Consider the following 18,565-nt stretch of genomic DNA (forward strand, 5'->3'; position numbering starts at 1 on the left):
TCGCTCCTACATGGGTAGGTCCATAGTGCGGCAAAAACCTCAGACCGAAGCCAGCACCAAGTGCATGTAGCGCTTGAGAATTTCCAGCATCTCTTCGCCGGTCAGCGCCTCGGGCTCGAACAGCAGGCCCTGATATTCCATCCGACTGATAATCGCCGTCAACACTTTGGCATCTTGCTGAGGTTCGCGGGAGCCCAGGACCTGGAAGAACTGGCAAGTGCCCTGCAACAAAATCTGCTGGTGAGAGCGCACCAACTCGCCCAGGCGCGGGTTCAACAAAGCCTCCTGGCGAAACGCCTGTTCGGCCATCAGGTACTCGCGGCGGTTGAGCAGTTGGCGCAGGACGTAATCGGCGGTCAGGCGCGCAATGTCATCCGCCAGTTGCGAGCGCGACTCGGCACTGCCGTCACCGTAGGCCACCATCTCGCGCAACAGGCCCTCGTTGCGCACCCACAACTTGCCCATGAACGCCGCACTGCGTTCCACATACTGGGCAAACGTGTCGGTAAGCAGATCATCGATGTCCTTGAAATAGTAGGTGGTGGCCGACAACGGCACACCGGCCTCCGCCGCCACTGCCCGATGGCGCACCGCACGCACGCCATCGCGCACGACAATGCGCATGGCCGCGTCGAGAATATCCTGGCGACGCTGTTCACTGCCCTGGCGGCTGGCCTTGCGTCCCTGGTACTGAACACTTTCAGCCACGGCAGCCGCAATGCCAGCGGCGCCTTCTTGAGCCATTACGCGCTTCACGAAAGATCGTCCTCTCACTCAACAATAGTCTGGCGCCGTACGCTTGACGTTAGTACAGGCCACACAAAAAAGCCGCCTTATAAAAGGCGGCTTCGGGATTCGCTAAGGTTACGCTTGCGGCCGCATGTGCGGGAACAAGATCACATCGCGAATCGATGGGGAGTTGGTCAGCAGCATGACCAGACGGTCGATACCGATGCCCTCACCGGCTGTCGGCGGCATGCCGTACTCCAGCGCGCGGACGAAGTCAGCGTCATAGTGCATGGCTTCGTCGTCACCGGCGTCCTTGTCAGCCACCTGGGCCATGAAACGCTCGGCCTGGTCTTCCGCGTCATTCAACTCGGAATAGGCGTTGGCGATTTCGCGACCACCGATAAACAGCTCGAAACGGTCGGTGACGTTCGGGTTGTCATCGTTGCGACGGGCCAGCGGCGAGACTTCGAACGGGTACTGGGTAATGAAGTGCGGCTGTTCCAGCTTGTGCTCCACCAGCTCTTCGAAAATCATCACCTGCAACTTACCCAGGCCTTCGAAGCCCAGCACCTTGGCGCCGGCTTTCTTGGCGATAGCACGGGCCTTGTCGATGTCGTTCAGGTCGTCAGCGGTCAGCTCAGGGTTGTACTTGAGGATCGAGTCGAACACCGACAGGCGCACGAACGGCTCGCCGAAGTGGAACACCTTGTCGCCGTACGGCACGTCGGTGCTACCCAGGACCAACTGCGCCAGCTCGCGGAACAGTTCTTCGGTCAGGTCCATGTTGTCTTCGTAGTCGGCGTACGCCTGATAGAACTCCAACATGGTGAATTCTGGGTTGTGGCGGGTCGAGACACCTTCGTTACGGAAGTTGCGGTTGATCTCGAACACCTTTTCAAAGCCACCAACCACCAGGCGCTTGAGGTACAACTCCGGCGCGATACGCAGGAACATTTCCAGGTCCAGTGCGTTGTGGTGGGTTTCGAATGGCTTGGCTGCCGCGCCACCCGGAATGGTTTGCAGCATTGGGGTCTCGACTTCAAGGAAGTCGCGCGCCATCAGGAAGCTGCGAATGTGCGCGATCACTTGCGAACGCACGCGGAAAGTCTGGCGCACTTCTTCGTTGACGATCAGGTCGACGTAGCGCTGGCGATAGCGCTGCTCGGTGTCGGTCAGGCCGTGGTGCTTGTCCGGCAGCGGGCGCAGCGACTTGGTCAGCAGGCGCACGTTGGTCATTTCCACGTACAGGTCGCCCTTGCCGGAGCGGGCCAGGGTACCTTCGGCGGCAATGATGTCGCCCATGTCCCAGGTTTTCACCGAGGCCAGGGTTTCTTCCGAAAGGGTCTTGCGGTTGACGTAGACCTGGATGCGCCCGGTCATGTCCTGGATCACCATGAACGAACCACGGTTGAGCATGATGCGACCTGCCACCTTGACCGGGATCGCAGCTTCTGCCAGCTCTTCCTTGGTCTTGTCCGCATATTGCTTCTGCAAGGCATCGCAGTAGTTTTCGCGGCGGAAGTCGTTGGGGAAGGCGTTACCCTTGGCGCGCTCGGCAGCAAGCTTTTCCTTGCGCAGGGCGATCAGGGAGTTTTCTTCCTGTTGCAGGGCTTGCGGATCGAGTTGTTGGTCGCTCATGTCTTTAAATATTCCATCTGGTTCGTTGTCCCCGGCCTGCGGCCGGGGATCGCGGGCAAGCCCGCTCCCACAGGGGTCGAGGAGTGTCAGCCAATCCCGCGTTGCATGTATTACAGGCCTGATTTCAGGCTGGCTTCCAGGTATTCGTCGATGTCACCGTCGAGCACCTTGTCGCAATCGCTGCGTTCGATGTTAGTGCGCAGATCCTTGATCCGCGATGCATCAAGCACATACGAACGGATCTGGTGACCCCAGCCGATATCCGACTTGGTGTCTTCCAGCGCCTGGGACGCGGCATTGCGTTTCTGCATTTCCTGCTCGTACAACTTGGCCCGCAGCATTTTCATGGCGGTGTCCTTGTTGGCGTGCTGGGAACGTTCGTTCTGGCAGCTGACCACGGTGTTGGTCGGTACGTGGGTGATACGTACGGCCGAGTCGGTGGTGTTTACGTGCTGGCCACCGGCACCGGAGGAGCGGTAGGTGTCGATGCGCAGGTCGGCCGGGTTGATCTCGATTTCCACCTTGTCGTCGATCTCTGGCGAGACGAACACGGCGCAGAACGAGGTGTGGCGACGGTTGCCGGAATCGAACGGGCTCTTGCGCACCAGGCGGTGTACGCCGATCTCGGTGCGCAGCCAGCCAAAGGCGTATTCACCCTTGATATGCACGGTCGCGCCCTTGATACCGGCGACTTCACCGGCCGACAGCTCCATGATGGTTGCTTCGAAACCGCGCTTGTCAGCCCAGCGCAGGTACATGCGCAGCAGGATGTTGGCCCAGTCCTGGGCTTCGGTGCCACCGGAACCAGCCTGGATATCCAGGTAGGCGTTGTTCGGGTCCATTTCGTGGCTGAACATGCGGCGGAATTCAAGCTTGGCGAGGTTGTCCTCAAGACGGGCCAGCTCGGCGACGACATCGCCCACTGCGCCTTCGTCGTTTTCTTCGACGGCCATGTCCAGCAGGTCGCGGCAATCGCCCAGACCAGTGTTCAATTCGTCGAGGGTATCCACGATCTGCGCCAGCGCAGCGCGCTCGCGGCCCAGTTCCTGGGCGTATTCAGGTTTGTTCCAGACAGCCGGATCTTCAAGCTCGCGATTGACTTCGGTCAGACGCTCATGCTTTTGATCGTAGTCAAAGATACCCCCGAATAGTTTCGGAGCGCTCGGACAGGTCCTTGATGGTGTTAAGGATCGGGTTGATTTCCATGGCGGGCAGCACTCGTTGGCGAACTTTTGAAAGCCGGCGAGTATAACGGCAAAAGGCCGAAAACGGCAGTCCGCTTGGCCGAAAAGGCGGGGTTTGTGCGATATCCACAGCCCGGCAGGAATCGAATGTGGGAGCGGGCTTGCTCGCTCCCACATTGGGCCGTGGCGATCTGTGGGCTATTCGATCCCCACCTGGTTGCGCCCATTATGCTTGGCCAGGTACAACCCCTTGTCCGCCGCCGAGATCAACTGCCGACAATCGGTGCCCAACAGCGGCGTCATGGTCGCCAAACCAATGCTGATGGTCAGGCTCGCACCATCCGCCGGGGCTATGTGCGGGATCTTCAGTGCCGCGACGGCCTGGCGCAGTTTCTCGGCCACCAGTCGCGCACCGCCAGGCGAAGTATTGGGCAGCACCAGGGCAAACTCCTCGCCCCCGTAGCGCGCCGGCAGGTCCGAAGGACGGCTGCTGGCATCGCGAATGGTCGCCGCTACCTTGCGCAATGCTTCGTCACCTTCCAGGTGGCCAAAGCTGTCGTTGTAGGTCTTGAAGAAGTCCACGTCGATCATCAGCAACGACAACTGGGTCTGGTCACGCATGGCGCGCCGCCATTCCAGCTCCAGGTACTCGTCGAAGTGCCGGCGGTTGGACAACCCGGTCAAACCGTCGGAATTCATCAAGCGTTGCAGCACCAGATTGGTGTCCAGCAACTGTTGCTGGCTGACCCGCAGCGCGCGATAGGCCGCGTCCCGCTGCAGCAGGGTCATGTACGAGCGCGAGTGGTAGCGGATGCGCGCCACCAGCTCGATATTGTCTGGCAGCTTGACCAGGTAGTCATTGGCCCCGGCGGCAAACGCGGCACTCTTGATCAGCGGGTCTTCCTTGGTGGAAAGCACGATGATCGGGATGTTCTGGGTCGCCGGGTGGTTGCGGTATTCACGCACCAGGGTCAGGCCGTCCAGCCCGGGCATGACCAGGTCCTGCAGGATCACCGTCGGCTTGATGCGGATCGCCTGGGAGATGGCCTGGTGGGGATCGGCACAAAAGTGGAAGTCGATATTCTCCTCATGGGCCAGACCGCGCCGCACGGCTTCGCCGATCATCGCCTGGTCGTCGACCAGCAACACCATGGCGGCGTTTTCATCGGTTTTGAAGTCGTCGAGCTGTAAATCATTCATTTGCGGTCACCTGAATTACTACGTGCAGGCCAGGACAGCGAGTTATATCGGTCATTTTGCGAATACCTCCAGCAATCGTGGCGCAATTCTGTCCAATGGGCGAATCTCAACAGCGGCATCAATCGCCGCCGCCGCTTTGGGCATGCCGTAAACTGCACAGCTCTGCTGATCCTGAGCGATGGTCAGATAGCCCTGCTGACGCATCAATTTGAGTCCCTGGGCTCCGTCGCGTCCCATGCCAGTCAGCAATACGCCGACGGCATCGCCGTTCCAGTGGCTGGCGACGCTCTCGAAAAACACGTCGATGGACGGCCGATAAATCTCGTTCACGGGCTCCGCCGTGTAGGCCAGCGTGCCGTTTTTCAGCAGCCGGATATGATGATTGGTGCCGGCCAGCAATACCACGCCGCTTTGTGGTGGTTCTCCCTCGCGCGCCAGACGCACCGGCAGGCCCGAGGCGCTGCTCAGCCACTCGGCCATGCCGGCGGCGAACACCTGATCCACATGCTGCACCAGCACAATGGCTGCCGCAAAGTCCCGAGGCAAGCCCTTGAGGAGGATTTCCAGCGCCGCCGGACCACCTGCCGAAGAGCCAATGGCCACCAGGCTGCGGCGCTTGCCCGTACTTCGCGGATGCACCGGTTCGGCCCGCACCCGGCTGCCGCGCTGGCCAATCAGCCAGCCAATGTTGAGGATCTTGCGCAGCAAGGGCGCTGCCGCCTCCTTGGCATCACCAACGCCCAGCGCCGGGGTGTCCACCACATCCAGCGCGCCATGCCCCATGGCTTCGAACACGCGGCTGACATTCTGCTGGCGATCCACGGTAACGATAACAATAGCGCATGGCGTCTCGGCCATGATCTGCCGGGTCGCCTCCACACCATCCATCACCGGCATGATCAGGTCCATCAGGATCAGATCCGGGGTCAACTCGGCGCAGCGTTGCACGGCTTCCAGGCCATTGGTGGCAACCCACACCACTTCATGGGCCGGCTCGAAGCTCAAGGCCCGACGCAGAGCCTCGACCGCCAGAGGCATGTCATTGACGATGGCGATCTTCATGCCCGGGCGCCTCCAATCAACTCCACCACTGCGTCCAGCAGGGCATCGTCATGGAAGCTGGCCTTGGCCAGGTAATAATCGGCACCGGCATCCAGGCCACGACGCCGATCTTCTTCACGATCCTTGTAGGACACCACCATCACCGGCAGCGATTGCAGGCGAGTGTCACGGCGCAACAGTGTGACCAATTCAATACCGTCCATGCGAGGCATATCAATGTCAGTAATCAGCAGGTCGAAGTCTTCGGAACGCAGAGCATTCCAGCCATCCATGCCATCGACGGCGACCGCTACGTCATATCCACGGTTAAGTAATAGCTTGCGCTGCAATTCGCGCACGGTCAGCGAGTCATCTACCACCAGAATGCGCTTGCGCGCGGCCTCGACGGTTTGCTGGGCGCGCCGGGCAATGCGCTCCAGGCGACCGGTGTTGAGCAACTTGTCCACCGAACGCAGCATGTCCTCGACATCGACGATCAACACCACCGAGCCGTCATCGAGCAGCGCACCGGCAGAAATGTCCTGCACCTTGCCCAGGCGATCGTCCAGCGGCAGCACCACCAGCGTGCGCTCACCGATAAACCGCTCCACGGCAATCCCGTACACCGCATCCCGCTCGCGGATCACCACGACCTTGAGGGTGTCCTGACTATTTTGCCCTGGCGGGCGCTGCAACAACTGGCTGGCTGCGACCAGACCGACATGCCGGCCCTCGTGCCAAAAATGCTGGCGGCCTTCCAATTGCACGATTTCGTCGGGTTCCAGGTCACACATGCGCTCTATATGGGCCAGGGGAAAGGCGTAGGCTTCTTCGCCGACTTCAACCACCAGGCTGCGCACTACCGACAAGGTCAGTGGTACTTCCAAGTGAAAGCGGCTGCCCTGCCCCGCCGTCTGCTCCAGCACCACTGCACCGCGCAATTGGCGGACCATGTGCTGCACCGCATCCAGGCCGACGCCGCGTCCGGAGACCTCAGTAACCTTGTCGCGCAGGCTGAAGCCCGGCAGGAACAGGAACGTCAACAGTTCCTCTTCGCTCAAGCGCAAGGCTGTTTCCAGCGGCGAGAGGTTGCGTTCGACAATACTGGCGCGCAGGCGTTCCAGGTCGACACCGTTGCCGTCATCGCTCAACTCCAGCACCAGCAGACCCGCCTGGTGCGAGGCGCGCAGGCGGATCAACCCCTCGGCCGGCTTGCCCGCCAGCAGGCGCTGCTCGGGCATCTCGATACCGTGATCGACGGCATTGCGCAACAAATGGGTCAGCGGCGCTTCAAGTTTTTCCAGTACATCGCGGTCAACCTGGGTCTTCTCGCCCTCGATTTCCAGACGCACTTGCTTGCCCAGGCTGCGGCCCAGGTCGCGCACCATGCGCACCTGCCCCGCCAGCACATCGGCAAACGGCCGCATCCGGCACGCCAGCGCCGTGTCATACAGCACCTGGGCGCGTTGCCCGGCCTGCCAGCCGAACTCATCGAGCTCGGCGGTCTTTTCTGCCAGCAGCAACTGCGCTTCGCTCAGCAGGCGGCGGGCGTCGGCCAGGGCTTCCTGGGCTTCGAGGTTCAAGTCGAGGGTCTTGAGCTGCCCATCGAGGTTATCCAGGGCCCGGGCGCCGTTGCTTTGGATACGCTTGAGGCGTTGCAGGCTGGACAGGTACGGCTTGAGCCGCTGGGTTTCCACCAGGGATTTGCTGGACAGGTCCAACAGACTGTTCAAGCGCTCGGCCGTGACCCGCAAGACGCGCTCGCCACCTTCGGTCATGTGTTTGCTCTGGCGTGGCGCATCACTGTGGATGGGCGCAGCAGCCTCCGGCTCCAGGGGCAGTAACAGCGATTCCTCAAGGGACGGCAGCGGTTGCGGAATAGGTGCGGGCGCAGGCACAACCTTGGCGGTCGGCTGTGACGGATCGAGCAAGCGCTCCATCAGCGCCACATACGCCTCGATATCGGCCGGGCCCACGGTATTGCCCGGCGTGGCGATGCGCATCAGCAGGTCAGTGCCCTGCAACAATGCGTCGATATGTTCGGGTTGCAGGTAGAGCCGGCTCTCCTGGGCGCTGACCAGGCAGTCCTCCATCACGTGGGCCACGCTGACGCCAGCGTCGACCCCGACAATCCGCGCCGCGCCCTTGAGCGAATGTGCCGCACGCATACAGGCTTCAAGCTGATCGGCCTGGGTCGGGTTGCGTTCCAGGGCCAGCAGGCCGGCGCTGAGCACCTGGGTCTGGGCATCGGCTTCCAGGCTGAACAGCTCCAGCAGCGAGGCATCGCGCATCTGGTCGGGGGTCATGTGAGGCTCCGGGTCACGGCAGACAACAGTTGCGCCTCGTCCAGCCAGCGCAGGCTGCGGCCCTTGAACTGCAACACGCCCTGGGTGTAGCGCGCACTGGCCTGGGTACCGGAGGCAGACGCCGCGCTGAGGGTGCGCTCATCAATGGCATGGATGCCATCCACTTCATCCACCGGCACCACCACCGGCCCATCCTGCGCAGCGATGATCAACATGCGCGGCATGATCCGCCCGCCACTGGGGCCGCCGGCGGTGCTGTCGAGCCCGAGCAACTCCACCAGGGACAAGCAAGCCACCAGTGCTCCGCGCACATTGGCAACCCCGAGCAGCGCCCGGGAGCGCTGGTGGGGCAAGGAATGGATCGGCTGCAACGGCGCCACTTCCACCAGGCAACGGGTGGCGATGCCCAGCCACTCCTCGCCCAGGCGGAACATCAGCAATGAACGGGTGGCGATCTCATCGTCGGCTTCTGTGCTGGCGTTGGGGTGACGGTCTTCCTGCTGCAAGGCGTAACGATCCAGCAGGCGAGTGGCCGCTGCGGAATACACCGCACAGTTGCGGCAGTGGATATGCTCGGCCAGCAACGGGCAGGATTTATCGCCATGGATCCCAATGCGGTTCCAGCAATCGTCGATGGCCTGGGTATCGGCTACCGTCAGGTCCAGGTCGGTGTCCGGGGATGCGGAGCTACTCATCGTTTACGCTCACTGTCAGCGGCTCGCTCGCTACGGGCGGCACGGGCTTGCAAGCGCCGTGCCCCCGCCGTATCGCCCTGGGACTCCAGCAACGCGGCCAGGTGCATCAAGGCCTGCGGATGCTGGGGTTCCAGGTACAAGGCTTTTCGATAATACCCCTGGGCTTCCAGGGCGCTACCCGCCACATCACTGAGCAAGCCCAGCCAGTAGAACACCTGGGCCGCCGGTGGATGGTTCTGCAGGTAGCGCTCGCAGGCAGCACGGGCCTCAAGGCTTTTGCCTTCATTGGCCAGGGTCGCGATCTGACCAAGCAGATCGGCGGCATCCGAGTGCTCGGGCGCAGGCTTGATCGGTACCACCGGCGCCGCGAATGCACTGAACGGTCGGGGTTTGGTGGGGATCGGTGCAGCACTGCGCTGGGGTACCGGAGGCGGTATTGGGGCAAAGACCGGCTCAGGCGCGACTTCGGCATGACGACTGAAGGCAAACGACTGCGGCACACCAATCGAGCGCATGCCCAGGCGCCCCAGCAGGCTGCCTTCGGCTGGGCCGATAAACAGCACACCCTCAACGTGAGTCAGGCCCTTGAGCACTTCAAACACCTGCTTCTGGGTTGGCTGATCGAAGTAGATCAACAGGTTGCGGCAAAACACGAAATCATAGGTCGGCTCATTGGCCAGCAATTGCGGGTCCAGCAGGTTACCCACTTGCAGCCGCACCTGTTCACGCACCCGGTCGGCGACGTGGTAGCCGTCCTCCTCAGCGCAAAAGTGCCGCTCACGAAACTCAAGGTCCTGGCCACGAAAGGAATTCTTGCCATACACCCCGCGCCGCGCCCGCTCCACCGACAGGGGGCTGACGTCCATGCCTTGCACCTTGAACTGGTGGGGCGAAAGGCCCGCATCGAGCAGGGCCATGGCGATGGAATAGGGTTCCTCACCGGTAGAGCACGGCAGGCTGAGAATGCGCAAGGCGCGCATGTGCTTGATCTCGCCCAGCCGCGTCACCGCCAGCCGCGCCAGGGTGGCAAAGGACTCGGGATAACGGAAAAACCAGGTCTCGGGGACGATGACCGCTTCGATCAGCGCCTGCTGTTCCTCACCGCTGGTTTGCAGGCGCTGCCAGTACTGATCGGCACTCAGCCCCTGCAACGCCTGGCTGCGCTGGCGCACGGCACGCTCGATAATCGCTTCGCCCACCGAGGCGACGTCCAGGCCGATGCGCTCCTTGAGGAAGTCGAAAAAACGTTGGTCATTGCTCATCTCGCCTCCCCAACGCTCAGGTCGGGGGCAAACAGCAAGGCGCGGACCTCGGCGGTGAGCAAGTCACCCACCCCGATCCACTGCATCAGCCCCCGTTCGTCTTCGCGCACCGGCCCCAGGTAGGGCGCCTGGCGATTATCCAGGCCATAGGCCTGGAAATCCGCCGGATCGCAGCGCAGGGTGTCGGTGGCCTGTTCGAGGATCAGCCCCAGCCAACGCGACTCCAGCCAGGTTTCAGGCTGATAGTTGACCAGCACCAGCCGCGTACTGGTGCGGGCCTGGGCCAGCGTGCCAAAGGTCAGGGCGCTGAGGTCGATCACCGGCACCATGTTGCCGCGATGGGCAAAGATCCCGGCGACCCACATCGGCGCATGGGCGATGGGCTTGAGCGGCAGGCGCGGCAACACCTCGGCCACTTCCGTGGCCTTGAGGGCGTAGCGCTCGCTGCCGATATGAAACACCAGGAACAAGGCTTTTTTGGCTGCCGTCACGGCGCCGCGTTTCGCCGCTGGATCACTCATCAGACTTTGAAACGCGACACGCCGCTGCGCAGACCGACCGCAACCTGGCTCAATTCATCAATGGCAAAGCTGGCCTGGCGCAGGGACTCCACGGTCTGGCTGCTGGCATCGCCCAACTGCACCAGCGCATGGTTGATCTGCTCGGCACCGGTAGCCTGGGCCTGCATGCCCTCGTTGACCATCAGCACGCGCGGCGCCAGGGCCTGCACCTGGTGGATGATCTGCGACAGTTGCTCGCCCACTTGCTGCACTTCGAACATGCCGCGACGCACTTCTTCGGAGAATTTGTCCATGCCCATCACGCCGGCCGATACCGCCGACTGGATCTCGCGCACCATCTGTTCGATGTCATAGGTCGCCACGGCGGTCTGGTCGGCCAGGCGCCGCACTTCAGTGGCAACCACGGCAAAGCCGCGTCCATATTCACCGGCCTTCTCGGCCTCGATGGCGGCGTTGAGGGACAGCAGGTTGGTCTGGTCGGCCACTTTGACGATGGTCACCACCACTTGGTTGATGTTGCCGGCCTTCTCATTGAGGATCGCCAGCTTGGCATTGACCAGATCGGCGGCGCCCATCACCGAGTGCATGGTTTCTTCCATGCGGGCCAGGCCTTGCTGGCCGGAACCGGCGGCAACCGAGGCCTGGTCGGCGGCGGTGGACACTTCGGTCATGGTGCGCACCAGGTCCTTGGACGTGGCGGCGATTTCCCGCGAAGTGGCGCCGATTTCGGTGGTGGTGGCCGCCGTTTCGGTGGCGGTCGCCTGTTGCTGCTTGGAGGTGGCGGCAATTTCGGTCACCGAGGTGGTGACCTGCACCGACGAACGCTGGGCCTGGGATACCAGGGCAGTCAGCTCGGTCATCATGTCGTTGAAGCCGGTCTCGACCGCGCCGAACTCGTCCTTGCGCTCCAGGTTCAGACGTTTGCTCAGGTCGCCGGTACGCATGGTTTCGAGGATATCGACGATGCGTTTCATCGGCGCCATGATCGCGCGCATCAGCAGCAGCCCGCACAGGGCGGCGGCGAGGATTGCCAGGAGCAGCGAAACGCCCATGCTGATTTTCGCCGCGGCCACGGCGTCATCGATGGCGGCAGTGGCTTCATCGGCGATCTTTTTGTTCTCGTTGATGATGTCGTTGAGCTTCAAGCGCCCTGCGGTCCAGGCCGGGGTCAGTTGCTCGTCGAACATCTTGACGGCCTCGGCTTCCTTATTGGCCATGTGCAATTCCAGCACCTGGGCCAGCACCTTGTTGTAGTTCTGGTGCAGGGCTTCGAAGGCATCGAACTCGGTGCGATCCTGATCGAGATTGATCGTGCTGACGTAGCTGGCCATGTGCTGCTCAAGGCGCTGCTCAAACGACTTGTATTCCTGCTTGTCGGCTTCAGAAACCCCCAGGTGCTCACGCAACCCGATCAGTTCCTGAGTCTGCAGGTAGCTGTCGACCCAGGCGCTGCGGATCATCGAACTGAAAAACACCCCTGGCACTGCGTCGTCGCGCACCTGGTTTTCACTCGCTTCAATCTTCAGCAACCGTGAGTACGAGACCACAACCATCAGCAGCATGATGGCGATAATGACCGCAAAGCTCGCCAAGATGCGTTGGCGCAAGGTCCAGTTCTTCACAGTATTTCCTCAAGGGCCGATCAAATGCCGAGGAGTATAGCTGAGGCAGTGCCATCATTTATCAATGGGTTGTGGGCCAGTTCTCAAGGAATACAAAAACACCCCGCAGCGCAGGCGCATACGGGGTGTCGGTAGAGCATGCTGCCGTTCACACGGTGGCTTGGCGCACCTGTTTTTCCAACTCGGCCTTGAGGCCGGGTTCCAGCTTGAGCTGACGGGCCAACTCGTCGAGGTAGGACTTCTCCATGAAGTTCTCTTCGTCCACCAGCATGACGCTGGCGATGTACATTTCGGCGGCCATTTCCGGCGTGCTCGCGGCGCGGGCCACATCCGTGGGGTCCAGGGGTTTGTTAAGTTCGGCATGCAGCCAGTGCTGCAGTTCCTGGTCATTGTCCAACTTGACGAACTCACCTTCGATCAACGCGCGCTCGCGCTCGTCCACATGCCCATCGGCTTTGGCCGCTGCCACCAGGGCCTTGAGAATGGCCTGGCTATGCAGCTCGACCTGGGCCGGTGGCAGGCGGTCGAGGGTTTGCGGCTCGCCTTTGGGCGCGCCGGCCTGCTGGGCCTGCCAGTTGCCGTAGGCCTTGTAGGCAATCACGCCTAATGCTGCAAGACCACCATAGGTGAGGGCTTTGCCGCCAAACTTGCGGGCTTTTTTATTGCCCAGCAACAGGCCCATGGCCCCGGCGGCCAATGCCCCGCCACCCGCGCCGCCCAACAGGCTGCCAAGGCCGCCGCCGCCCAACAGGCCGCCGAGTGCACCTTTGTCATCGCCTTTACGTTGACCGCCAGCCTTGTTTTGCAGCATGTCCTGGCCGGACTTGAGCAACTGATCAAGCAATCCACGGGTATTCATTCATAGCCTCCAGAGACTTGGGTTCATAGGATCAATAGGCTCTCAGCGTAAAACTAAGTGCCAATATTCCTGGATATAGAGTGCTTCCAGATGTAACTCAACTGGGGTTGGGGTTGGGGTTGGGTACATATCCCCCTTTACCCCCCTGCTGACACGTCTTGTTTCATATGCAACGCCATCATCCCGCTATCAATCAATTTTCCTTCCCCATCGAACCCCTTAAGCTATCGGGTATCTGTTTAAAGTCCGCTGCGTTTGGCCGAAGGCATGTCCGAACAGTTATTTCTGATCCAGCACGCGCCAGGAACGGCACGGGATTGCTCACCACAGGTTGTATTTATGCACCGCAGGAATTTGCTCAAAGCGTCCATGGCCATCGCGGCCTACACCGGGCTGTCGGCCAGTGGCCTGTTGGCCGCCCAGGCCTGGGCCGGTAATCGTGCAGCCGATGGCGACGCCAAGGCGTTCGACTTCGATTGGCTGAAGAGCCAGGCCAAGCAACTGGCCGGCAAACAGTATCAGGACACCAAGCAGGTACTGCCGCCCACCCTGGCGACCATGACCCCGCAAAATTTCAATGCCATCGGCTACGACGGTAATCATTCGCTGTGGAAAGACCTCAAAGGCCAGTTGGACGTGCAGTTTTTCCACGTCGGCATGGGTTTCAAGACCCCGGTGCGCATGCACAGTGTCGACCCCAAGACCCGCCAGGCGCGGGAGGTGCATTTCCGCCCGTCGCTGTTCAACTATGAAAAAACCACAGTCGATACCCAGCAGCTCAAGGGCGACCTGGGTTTTTCCGGTTTCAAGCTGTTCAAGGCCCCGGAGCTGGATCGTCACGATGTGGTGTCTTTCCTTGGCGCCAGTTATTTCCGCGCGGTGGATAACACCGGCCAGTACGGCCTTTCGGCCCGCGGCCTGGCCATCGACACCTACGCCAACAAACGCGAAGAGTTCCCCGATTTCACCCAGTTCTGGTTCGAGACGCCGGACAAGGACAGCACCCGTTTCGTGGTCTACGCCCTGCTCGACTCGCCCAGCGCCACCGGCGCTTACCGCTTCGACATCGACTGCCAGGCCACGCAGGTGGTGATGGCCATCGACGCCCATATCAATGCGCGTACCGCTATCCAGCAGATGGGCATCGCGCCGATGACCAGCATGTTCAGTTGCGGCACCCATGAACGGCGCATGTGCGACACCATCCACCCACAGATCCACGACTCCGACCGCCTGGCGATGTGGCGTGGCAACGGTGAGTGGATCTGCCGCCCGCTGAACAACCCGGCCAAGCTGCAATTCAATGCCTTCGCCGATAAAGACCCGAAAGGTTTCGGCCTGGTGCAGACCGACCATGAATTCGCCAGTTACCAGGACACCGTCGACTGGTACAGCAAGCGCCCGAGCCTGTGGGTAGAACCGACCACCGCGTGGGGTGAAGGCTCTGTCGACCTGTTGGAAATCCCTACCACCGGCGAGACCATGGACAACATCGTCGCCTTCTGGACCCCAAAGAAACCGGTGGCCGCCGGCGACTCCCTGACCTTTGGCTACAAGCTCTACTGGAGCGCCCTGCCCCCGGTCAGCACGCCGCTGGCACAGGTCAATGCCACCCGTTCCGGCATGGGCGGTTTTACCGAAGGCTGGGCGCCGGGCGAGCATTACCCGCCGGTCTGGGCCCGCCGTTTTGCCGTGGATTTCAAGGGTGGTGGCCTCGACCGCCTGCCCGCAGGCACCGGGATCGAGCCGGTGGTCACCTGTTCCCATGGTGAAGTGAAAGACTTCAGCGTGCTGGTACTCGACGACATCAAGGGCTATCGCATTCTCTTTGACTGGTACCCGACCAGCGACAGCGTGGAGCCGGTGGAAATGCGCCTGTTCATTCGCAGCAATGACCGGACCTTGAGTGAAACCTGGTTGTACCAGTACTTCCCGCCAGCCGCGGACAAGCGCAAGTACACCTGATGCATGCGTTCCCACGCTGGTTACGGCGTGGGAACGCCCCACCCGATTCAGAAACGCGAAATGCTCTTCATTGCCCCGATCAAATAGCGCATTGCCACTTGATCGTTTTCGGTCAAGGCACGGTACTGCTCAAGCAGTTGCGCCTCATCCGAGCTCAGCCGGCGGCCATGCAATGACAATTTGCGGCTGAAAAAAAGCGCCAGAACCCCTGCGACACCAATGGACTTGGCCATGGAATGTTTCTCCGTTTAATAAACAACAACTCCCGCCCCACAACTCTGTCCGCGAAGTGCAATACCTCAGCGAGCAAACTGACTGACTTCCTGGGCCAGAAGCCGTCTTACTTCAAGCGTAGAAACTATCCAGACGCTTGTGAGATTTTTTTAGAGCATTCACTTAAATAATTGCCTTGAAGCAAAAAGCTTGCAGAAAATTCTTACACCTCATAAATTGAGTGACCACTCAATTAATTAATGAGACCCAGCGTGCGCACCATTGATCCCCAGCAACGCGAAAGCAAACGCATGGCCCTCCTGGACGCCGCGTCCCAGTGTTTTGCCGAGGCGGGTTTTGTCGCCACGCGTACCGCTGACATCTGTGCCCTGGCCGGCATGAGCGCCGGCAATCTGTTCCACTATTTCGCCAGCAAGCACGAGGTGTTGCTGGCGCTGGTGGCCCGCGAAGGTGAAGAGATCCAACAGGCCATGGCACCGCTGGCCAAGGCGGCGGATCCAATGGCGCAGCTGCTGGCCTTCCTCGATCAGGTCTGCCAACTGGCCTGCGACCGCCACTACGCAGGCCTGGCGCTGGAGATCTCGGCCCTGGGGCATCGCGACGAAGCCGTGGCGCGCCTGGTGAAGGCCAATGACCGCGCCTTGCGTGACGGCCTGCAAGCACTGGTACTGGCGGCGGATAAGGCCGGGCAATTGCAGACCTCATTGAGCGCGCCAGAAGCCGCCAATTGGCTCGCCGCCCTGATCGACGGCATGTTCGCTCGCGTGGCTGCCGACCCGAACTTCCACCCCGCGCAACAGACCACGGTCCTGCAAGGCTTGGTGGTTCACCTTCTACAGGGGCGTTGAACATGCCATCAGTAACCAATGCACGCTTGATACAAGTCGACGCGTTACGCGGGTTTGCCCTGCTGGGCATTCTCAGCGTCAATATCTGGGCCTTTGCCGATCCCTACTACGCCTCGATCTCCAGCAACCCGGCCTACACCCGTTCACTCGATCATGGGGTGCGCCTGCTGGTGGCCTTGCTGTTCGAAACCAAGTTCTACCTGCTGTTCTCCTTTCTGTTTGGCTACAGCTTCACCCTGCAAATGGCTGCCGCCGAGCGTGCCGAGGCTGCATTTGTCCCGCGTATGCTGCGCCGGCAACTGGCACTGTTGGCGCTGGGCCTGGCCCATGGCGCCCTGCTGTACTACGGGGAGATTCTCTCCACTTATGCGCTGTTGGGCCTGGTGCTGCTGGCCGCGCGCAACCTGTCACCGGCCCGCGCCCGACGGTGGGCGATCAGGCTGGTGGTAGTCGCCTGTTCGACCTGGATGATCCTGGGGGTTTTGCAGGGATTGGCGGGCGAGGCCAGCAGCGCCACCAACGGTGACGCCTCGGACAAACTGGCAGCCTTTTCCGGCAGTGCCTGGCAGACCTTGCAGTTTCATAGCCTGCATCTGTGGGAAACGTTGCCGGCGTTGTGGCTGCTGCAAGGGCCGAGCGCCCTGGCGATGTTCCTGTTCGGCTATGCCGCCGGACGGCAACACTGGCTCGCCTCGCCGCCGGCCTGGAAGCTGCAACGCTTGCTGAAAGTCACTGCTCCCGTGGGCCTGTTCGGCGCCTTGATCTACGCCCTGGCAGCCGCCTACGCGCCCGGCGGCGGCCTGGAAACCTTTGCCTTCGGCCTCGGCCAACTGACCGCCCCGTTGCTCACCGCCACGTATTGCTTGTTGATGCTCGCACTGTTCAACACGCCTGGCGGCGCGCGACTGTGCACACTGCTGGCCCCCCTGGGCAAGATGGCCTTGAGCAATTACCTCCTGCAGTCGGCCGTGCTGGGGCTGCTATTCACCGGCTATGGTGCAGGCTGGATCAACCAAATCGAGCCATGGCTGCTGCTGCCAATCGCCGGTGTGATTTTTATCGGGCAGATGTGGCTGAGTGCGCGCTGGCTGCGCCGCCATCCCTACGGACCGTTCGAATGGTTGTTGCGAGCCGTGACTTTGCTGGCCTGGCCGAGCTGGCGGCGCAGCGAATAAACCTCAGGGGAGCGGGCGATGATAGGCAAGAAAAAACCCACCGCGATCAACGGTGGGTTTGGCTGACAAGCGCAAACAGTCAGTCGCGCAAGTCAGACTCATGGATCGGCTGGTCGCGGTGGGTGGCCCGCTGGTATTGCGCCGGCCAAATCGCCTTGCGCCCGCCCAGGTCGTCATCGGCATGCAGTGGCCAATACGGGTCACGCAACAGTTCCCGGGCAAGAAAGATGATATCGGCCTGATAGGTGCGCAGAATATGTTCGGCCTGGGCCGGTTCGGTAATCATCCCCACGGTGCCCGTGGCCATGCCGGACTCCTTGCGCACGCGTTCAGCGAAGCGCGTTTGATAACCAGGCCCGATAGGAATTTCTGCGTTGGCCGCCGTGCCACCGGAGGACACGTCGATCAGGTCGACGCCCAAGTCTTTCAGGCGGCGCGCCAGCTCCACGGTTTCGTCCGGGTTCCAGCCATCCTCCACCCAGTCGGTGGCCGAGACACGCACAAACAGCGGCAGCTCTTGCGGCCACACCCCGCGCACAGCCTCGGTAACTTGCAGCACCAGGCGGATGCGGTTTGCAAAGGAGCCGCCGTATTGATCCTGCCTCTGATTGCTCAGGGGCGAGAGAAACTGATGCAGCAGGTAGCCATGAGCCGCATGGATTTCCACCACTTTGAACCCGGCGCTCAAGGCACGCTTGGCGGCGGCCACGAAGTCAGCAATCACCTGTTGGATTTGCCCTTCATCAAGCTGTTTCGGCGCCGTGTGCTGCGGGTCGAAGGCTATCGGCGAGGGCCCAACGGGTACCCAGCCACCGTCTTCGGGCTTGACGCTGCCATGCTTGCCGAGCCACGGCCGATGGGTGCTGGCCTTACGCCCGGCGTGGGCCAGTTGAATGCCTGCCACCGCCCCTTGGGCGCTGATAAAGCGGGTAATGCGCTGCAGGGGTTCAATCTGGGCATCGTTCCACAGCCCCAGGTCCTGGGCGGTGATCCGGCCATCGGCGGTCACGGCGATCGCTTCGCTGAAAACCAACCCGGCGCCCCCGACAGCGCGGCTGCCCAGGTGTACCAGGTGCCAGTCATTGGCCAGGCCATCGACGGCGGAGTACTGGCACATCGGCGACACGGCAATGCGGTTGAGCAGGGTCAATTGGCGCAGGGTATAGGGTTCAAGCAACAGACTCATGGGGCACCTCTTCTCGTATCCGGTGGGCATTGGCTCCAGGGTTCTGTCTGACCGGTGCACGTGACGAGAAGATGAAAGGCCCGTCCCCTTCGGGCTAAAA

At 61.5% G+C, this 18,565-nt stretch carries 16 protein-coding genes; 3 read left to right on the forward strand and 13 right to left on the reverse strand.

What is annotated here, in order from left to right:
• Nucleotides 1–39: 39 nt before the first annotated feature.
• From H097_RS05940 to H097_RS05990, 11 genes are all read right to left on the reverse strand, one after another.
• Nucleotides 40–756 carry a TetR family transcriptional regulator gene (locus H097_RS05940; RefSeq protein ID WP_029300174.1) on the reverse strand — a complete coding sequence of 239 codons (717 nt, stop codon included), beginning with the start codon at nt 754–756 and terminating at the stop codon, nt 40–42.
• Between the two features lie 108 nt (nt 757–864).
• Entirely contained in the window at nt 865–2,367 is a 1,503-nt protein-coding gene (gene lysS / locus H097_RS05945; RefSeq protein ID WP_032858210.1) for a lysine--tRNA ligase, read from the reverse strand.
• Nucleotides 2,368–2,477: 110 nt separating this feature from the next.
• Nucleotides 2,478–3,573 (reverse strand): peptide chain release factor 2 gene (gene prfB, locus H097_RS05950; RefSeq protein WP_156356775.1). Its coding sequence is split into 2 segments (ribosomal slippage): nt 2,478–3,500 and nt 3,502–3,573, totalling 1,095 coding nucleotides; the frame shifts between segments, so codons are not numbered across the junction.
• Nucleotides 3,574–3,749: 176 nt separating this feature from the next.
• Complete coding sequence (locus tag H097_RS05955; protein WP_032858211.1) at nt 3,750–4,751, reverse strand: diguanylate cyclase; 1,002 nt, start codon at nt 4,749–4,751, stop codon at nt 3,750–3,752.
• A gap of 51 nt (nt 4,752–4,802) precedes the next feature.
• The gene (locus H097_RS05960) at nt 4,803–5,813 is read right to left on the reverse strand and encodes a chemotaxis response regulator protein-glutamate methylesterase (protein WP_032858213.1); all 1,011 of its coding nucleotides are present in this window, start codon (nt 5,811–5,813) and stop codon (nt 4,803–4,805) included.
• On the reverse strand, nt 5,810–8,098 hold the full coding sequence (locus H097_RS05965; protein ID WP_032858214.1) for a hybrid sensor histidine kinase/response regulator: 2,289 nt from the start codon (nt 8,096–8,098) through the stop codon (nt 5,810–5,812). The genes H097_RS05960 and H097_RS05965 overlap by 4 nt, the downstream gene beginning before the upstream one ends.
• The gene (locus tag H097_RS05970; RefSeq protein ID WP_032858216.1) at nt 8,095–8,793 is read right to left on the reverse strand and encodes a chemotaxis protein CheW; all 699 of its coding nucleotides are present in this window, start codon (nt 8,791–8,793) and stop codon (nt 8,095–8,097) included. The genes H097_RS05965 and H097_RS05970 overlap by 4 nt, the downstream gene beginning before the upstream one ends.
• Nucleotides 8,790–10,055 carry a protein-glutamate O-methyltransferase CheR gene (locus H097_RS05975; RefSeq protein WP_032858217.1) on the reverse strand — a complete coding sequence of 422 codons (1,266 nt, stop codon included), beginning with the start codon at nt 10,053–10,055 and terminating at the stop codon, nt 8,790–8,792. Before H097_RS05975 ends, H097_RS05970 begins: the two co-directional genes overlap by 4 nt.
• A complete protein-coding gene (locus H097_RS05980; RefSeq protein ID WP_032858218.1) occupies nt 10,052–10,576 on the reverse strand; it encodes a chemotaxis protein CheW in 525 nt (174 codons plus the stop codon). Before H097_RS05980 ends, H097_RS05975 begins: the two co-directional genes overlap by 4 nt.
• Nucleotides 10,576–12,198 carry a methyl-accepting chemotaxis protein gene (locus H097_RS05985; RefSeq protein ID WP_032858219.1) on the reverse strand — a complete coding sequence of 541 codons (1,623 nt, stop codon included), beginning with the start codon at nt 12,196–12,198 and terminating at the stop codon, nt 10,576–10,578. Before H097_RS05985 ends, H097_RS05980 begins: the two co-directional genes overlap by 1 nt.
• Nucleotides 12,199–12,346: 148 nt before the next feature.
• Nucleotides 12,347–13,057 carry a tellurite resistance TerB family protein gene (locus H097_RS05990; protein WP_032858220.1) on the reverse strand — a complete coding sequence of 237 codons (711 nt, stop codon included), beginning with the start codon at nt 13,055–13,057 and terminating at the stop codon, nt 12,347–12,349.
• Between the two features lie 339 nt (nt 13,058–13,396).
• On the opposite strand from H097_RS05990, the gene H097_RS05995 reads away from it, so the two are divergent.
• The gene (locus tag H097_RS05995) at nt 13,397–15,022 is read left to right on the forward strand and encodes a glucan biosynthesis protein D (RefSeq protein ID WP_032858221.1); all 1,626 of its coding nucleotides are present in this window, start codon (nt 13,397–13,399) and stop codon (nt 15,020–15,022) included.
• A 47-nt stretch (nt 15,023–15,069) separates the two neighbouring features.
• On the opposite strand, the gene H097_RS06000 is transcribed toward H097_RS05995, so the two are convergent.
• Entirely contained in the window at nt 15,070–15,255 is a 186-nt protein-coding gene (locus H097_RS06000; protein WP_032858222.1) for a hypothetical protein, read from the reverse strand.
• 252 nt (nt 15,256–15,507) lie between these two features.
• Between H097_RS06000 and H097_RS06005 the strand changes: the two genes are divergently transcribed.
• Entirely contained in the window at nt 15,508–16,104 is a 597-nt protein-coding gene (locus H097_RS06005; RefSeq protein WP_032858224.1) for a TetR/AcrR family transcriptional regulator, read from the forward strand.
• A gap of 2 nt (nt 16,105–16,106) precedes the next feature.
• Nucleotides 16,107–17,279 carry a DUF418 domain-containing protein gene (locus tag H097_RS06010; RefSeq protein ID WP_032858226.1) on the forward strand — a complete coding sequence of 391 codons (1,173 nt, stop codon included), beginning with the start codon at nt 16,107–16,109 and terminating at the stop codon, nt 17,277–17,279.
• A 79-nt stretch (nt 17,280–17,358) separates the two neighbouring features.
• Here the strand turns inward: H097_RS06010 and H097_RS06015 are convergent, their stop codons facing one another.
• Nucleotides 17,359–18,465, reverse strand: a complete 1,107-nt coding sequence (locus H097_RS06015) for an NADH:flavin oxidoreductase/NADH oxidase (RefSeq protein ID WP_032858228.1) — start codon at nt 18,463–18,465, stop codon at nt 17,359–17,361.
• Nucleotides 18,466–18,565 lie beyond the last annotated feature (100 nt).

The organism is Pseudomonas sp. FH4 (assembly GCF_000510915.2).
In the GTDB taxonomy this organism is placed as follows: domain Bacteria; phylum Pseudomonadota; class Gammaproteobacteria; order Pseudomonadales; family Pseudomonadaceae; genus Aquipseudomonas; species Aquipseudomonas brenneri.

Bases quoted from the DNA above. Each gene is read 5' to 3' on its own strand.
- H097_RS05980 (WP_032858218.1), bottom strand. From the start codon at position 10,576: ATGAGTGATCCAGCGGCGAAACGCGGCGCCGTGACGGCAGCCAAAAAA.
- H097_RS06015 (WP_032858228.1), bottom strand. From the start codon at position 18,465: ATGAGTCTGTTGCTTGAACCCTATACCCTGCGCCAATTGACCCTGCTC.
- H097_RS06010 (WP_032858226.1), top strand. From the start codon at position 16,107: ATGCCATCAGTAACCAATGCACGCTTGATACAAGTCGACGCGTTACGC.
- H097_RS05975 (WP_032858217.1), bottom strand. From the start codon at position 10,055: ATGAGCAATGACCAACGTTTTTTCGACTTCCTCAAGGAGCGCATCGGC.
- H097_RS05995 (WP_032858221.1), top strand. From the start codon at position 13,397: ATGCACCGCAGGAATTTGCTCAAAGCGTCCATGGCCATCGCGGCCTAC.
- H097_RS05960 (WP_032858213.1), bottom strand. From the start codon at position 5,813: ATGAAGATCGCCATCGTCAATGACATGCCTCTGGCGGTCGAGGCTCTG.
- H097_RS05965 (WP_032858214.1), bottom strand. From the start codon at position 8,098: ATGACCCCCGACCAGATGCGCGATGCCTCGCTGCTGGAGCTGTTCAGC.
- lysS (WP_032858210.1), bottom strand. From the start codon at position 2,367: ATGAGCGACCAACAACTCGATCCGCAAGCCCTGCAACAGGAAGAAAAC.
- H097_RS05970 (WP_032858216.1), bottom strand. From the start codon at position 8,793: ATGAGTAGCTCCGCATCCCCGGACACCGACCTGGACCTGACGGTAGCC.
- H097_RS06000 (WP_032858222.1), bottom strand. From the start codon at position 15,255: ATGGCCAAGTCCATTGGTGTCGCAGGGGTTCTGGCGCTTTTTTTCAGC.
- H097_RS05955 (WP_032858211.1), bottom strand. From the start codon at position 4,751: ATGAATGATTTACAGCTCGACGACTTCAAAACCGATGAAAACGCCGCC.
- H097_RS05990 (WP_032858220.1), bottom strand. From the start codon at position 13,057: ATGAATACCCGTGGATTGCTTGATCAGTTGCTCAAGTCCGGCCAGGAC.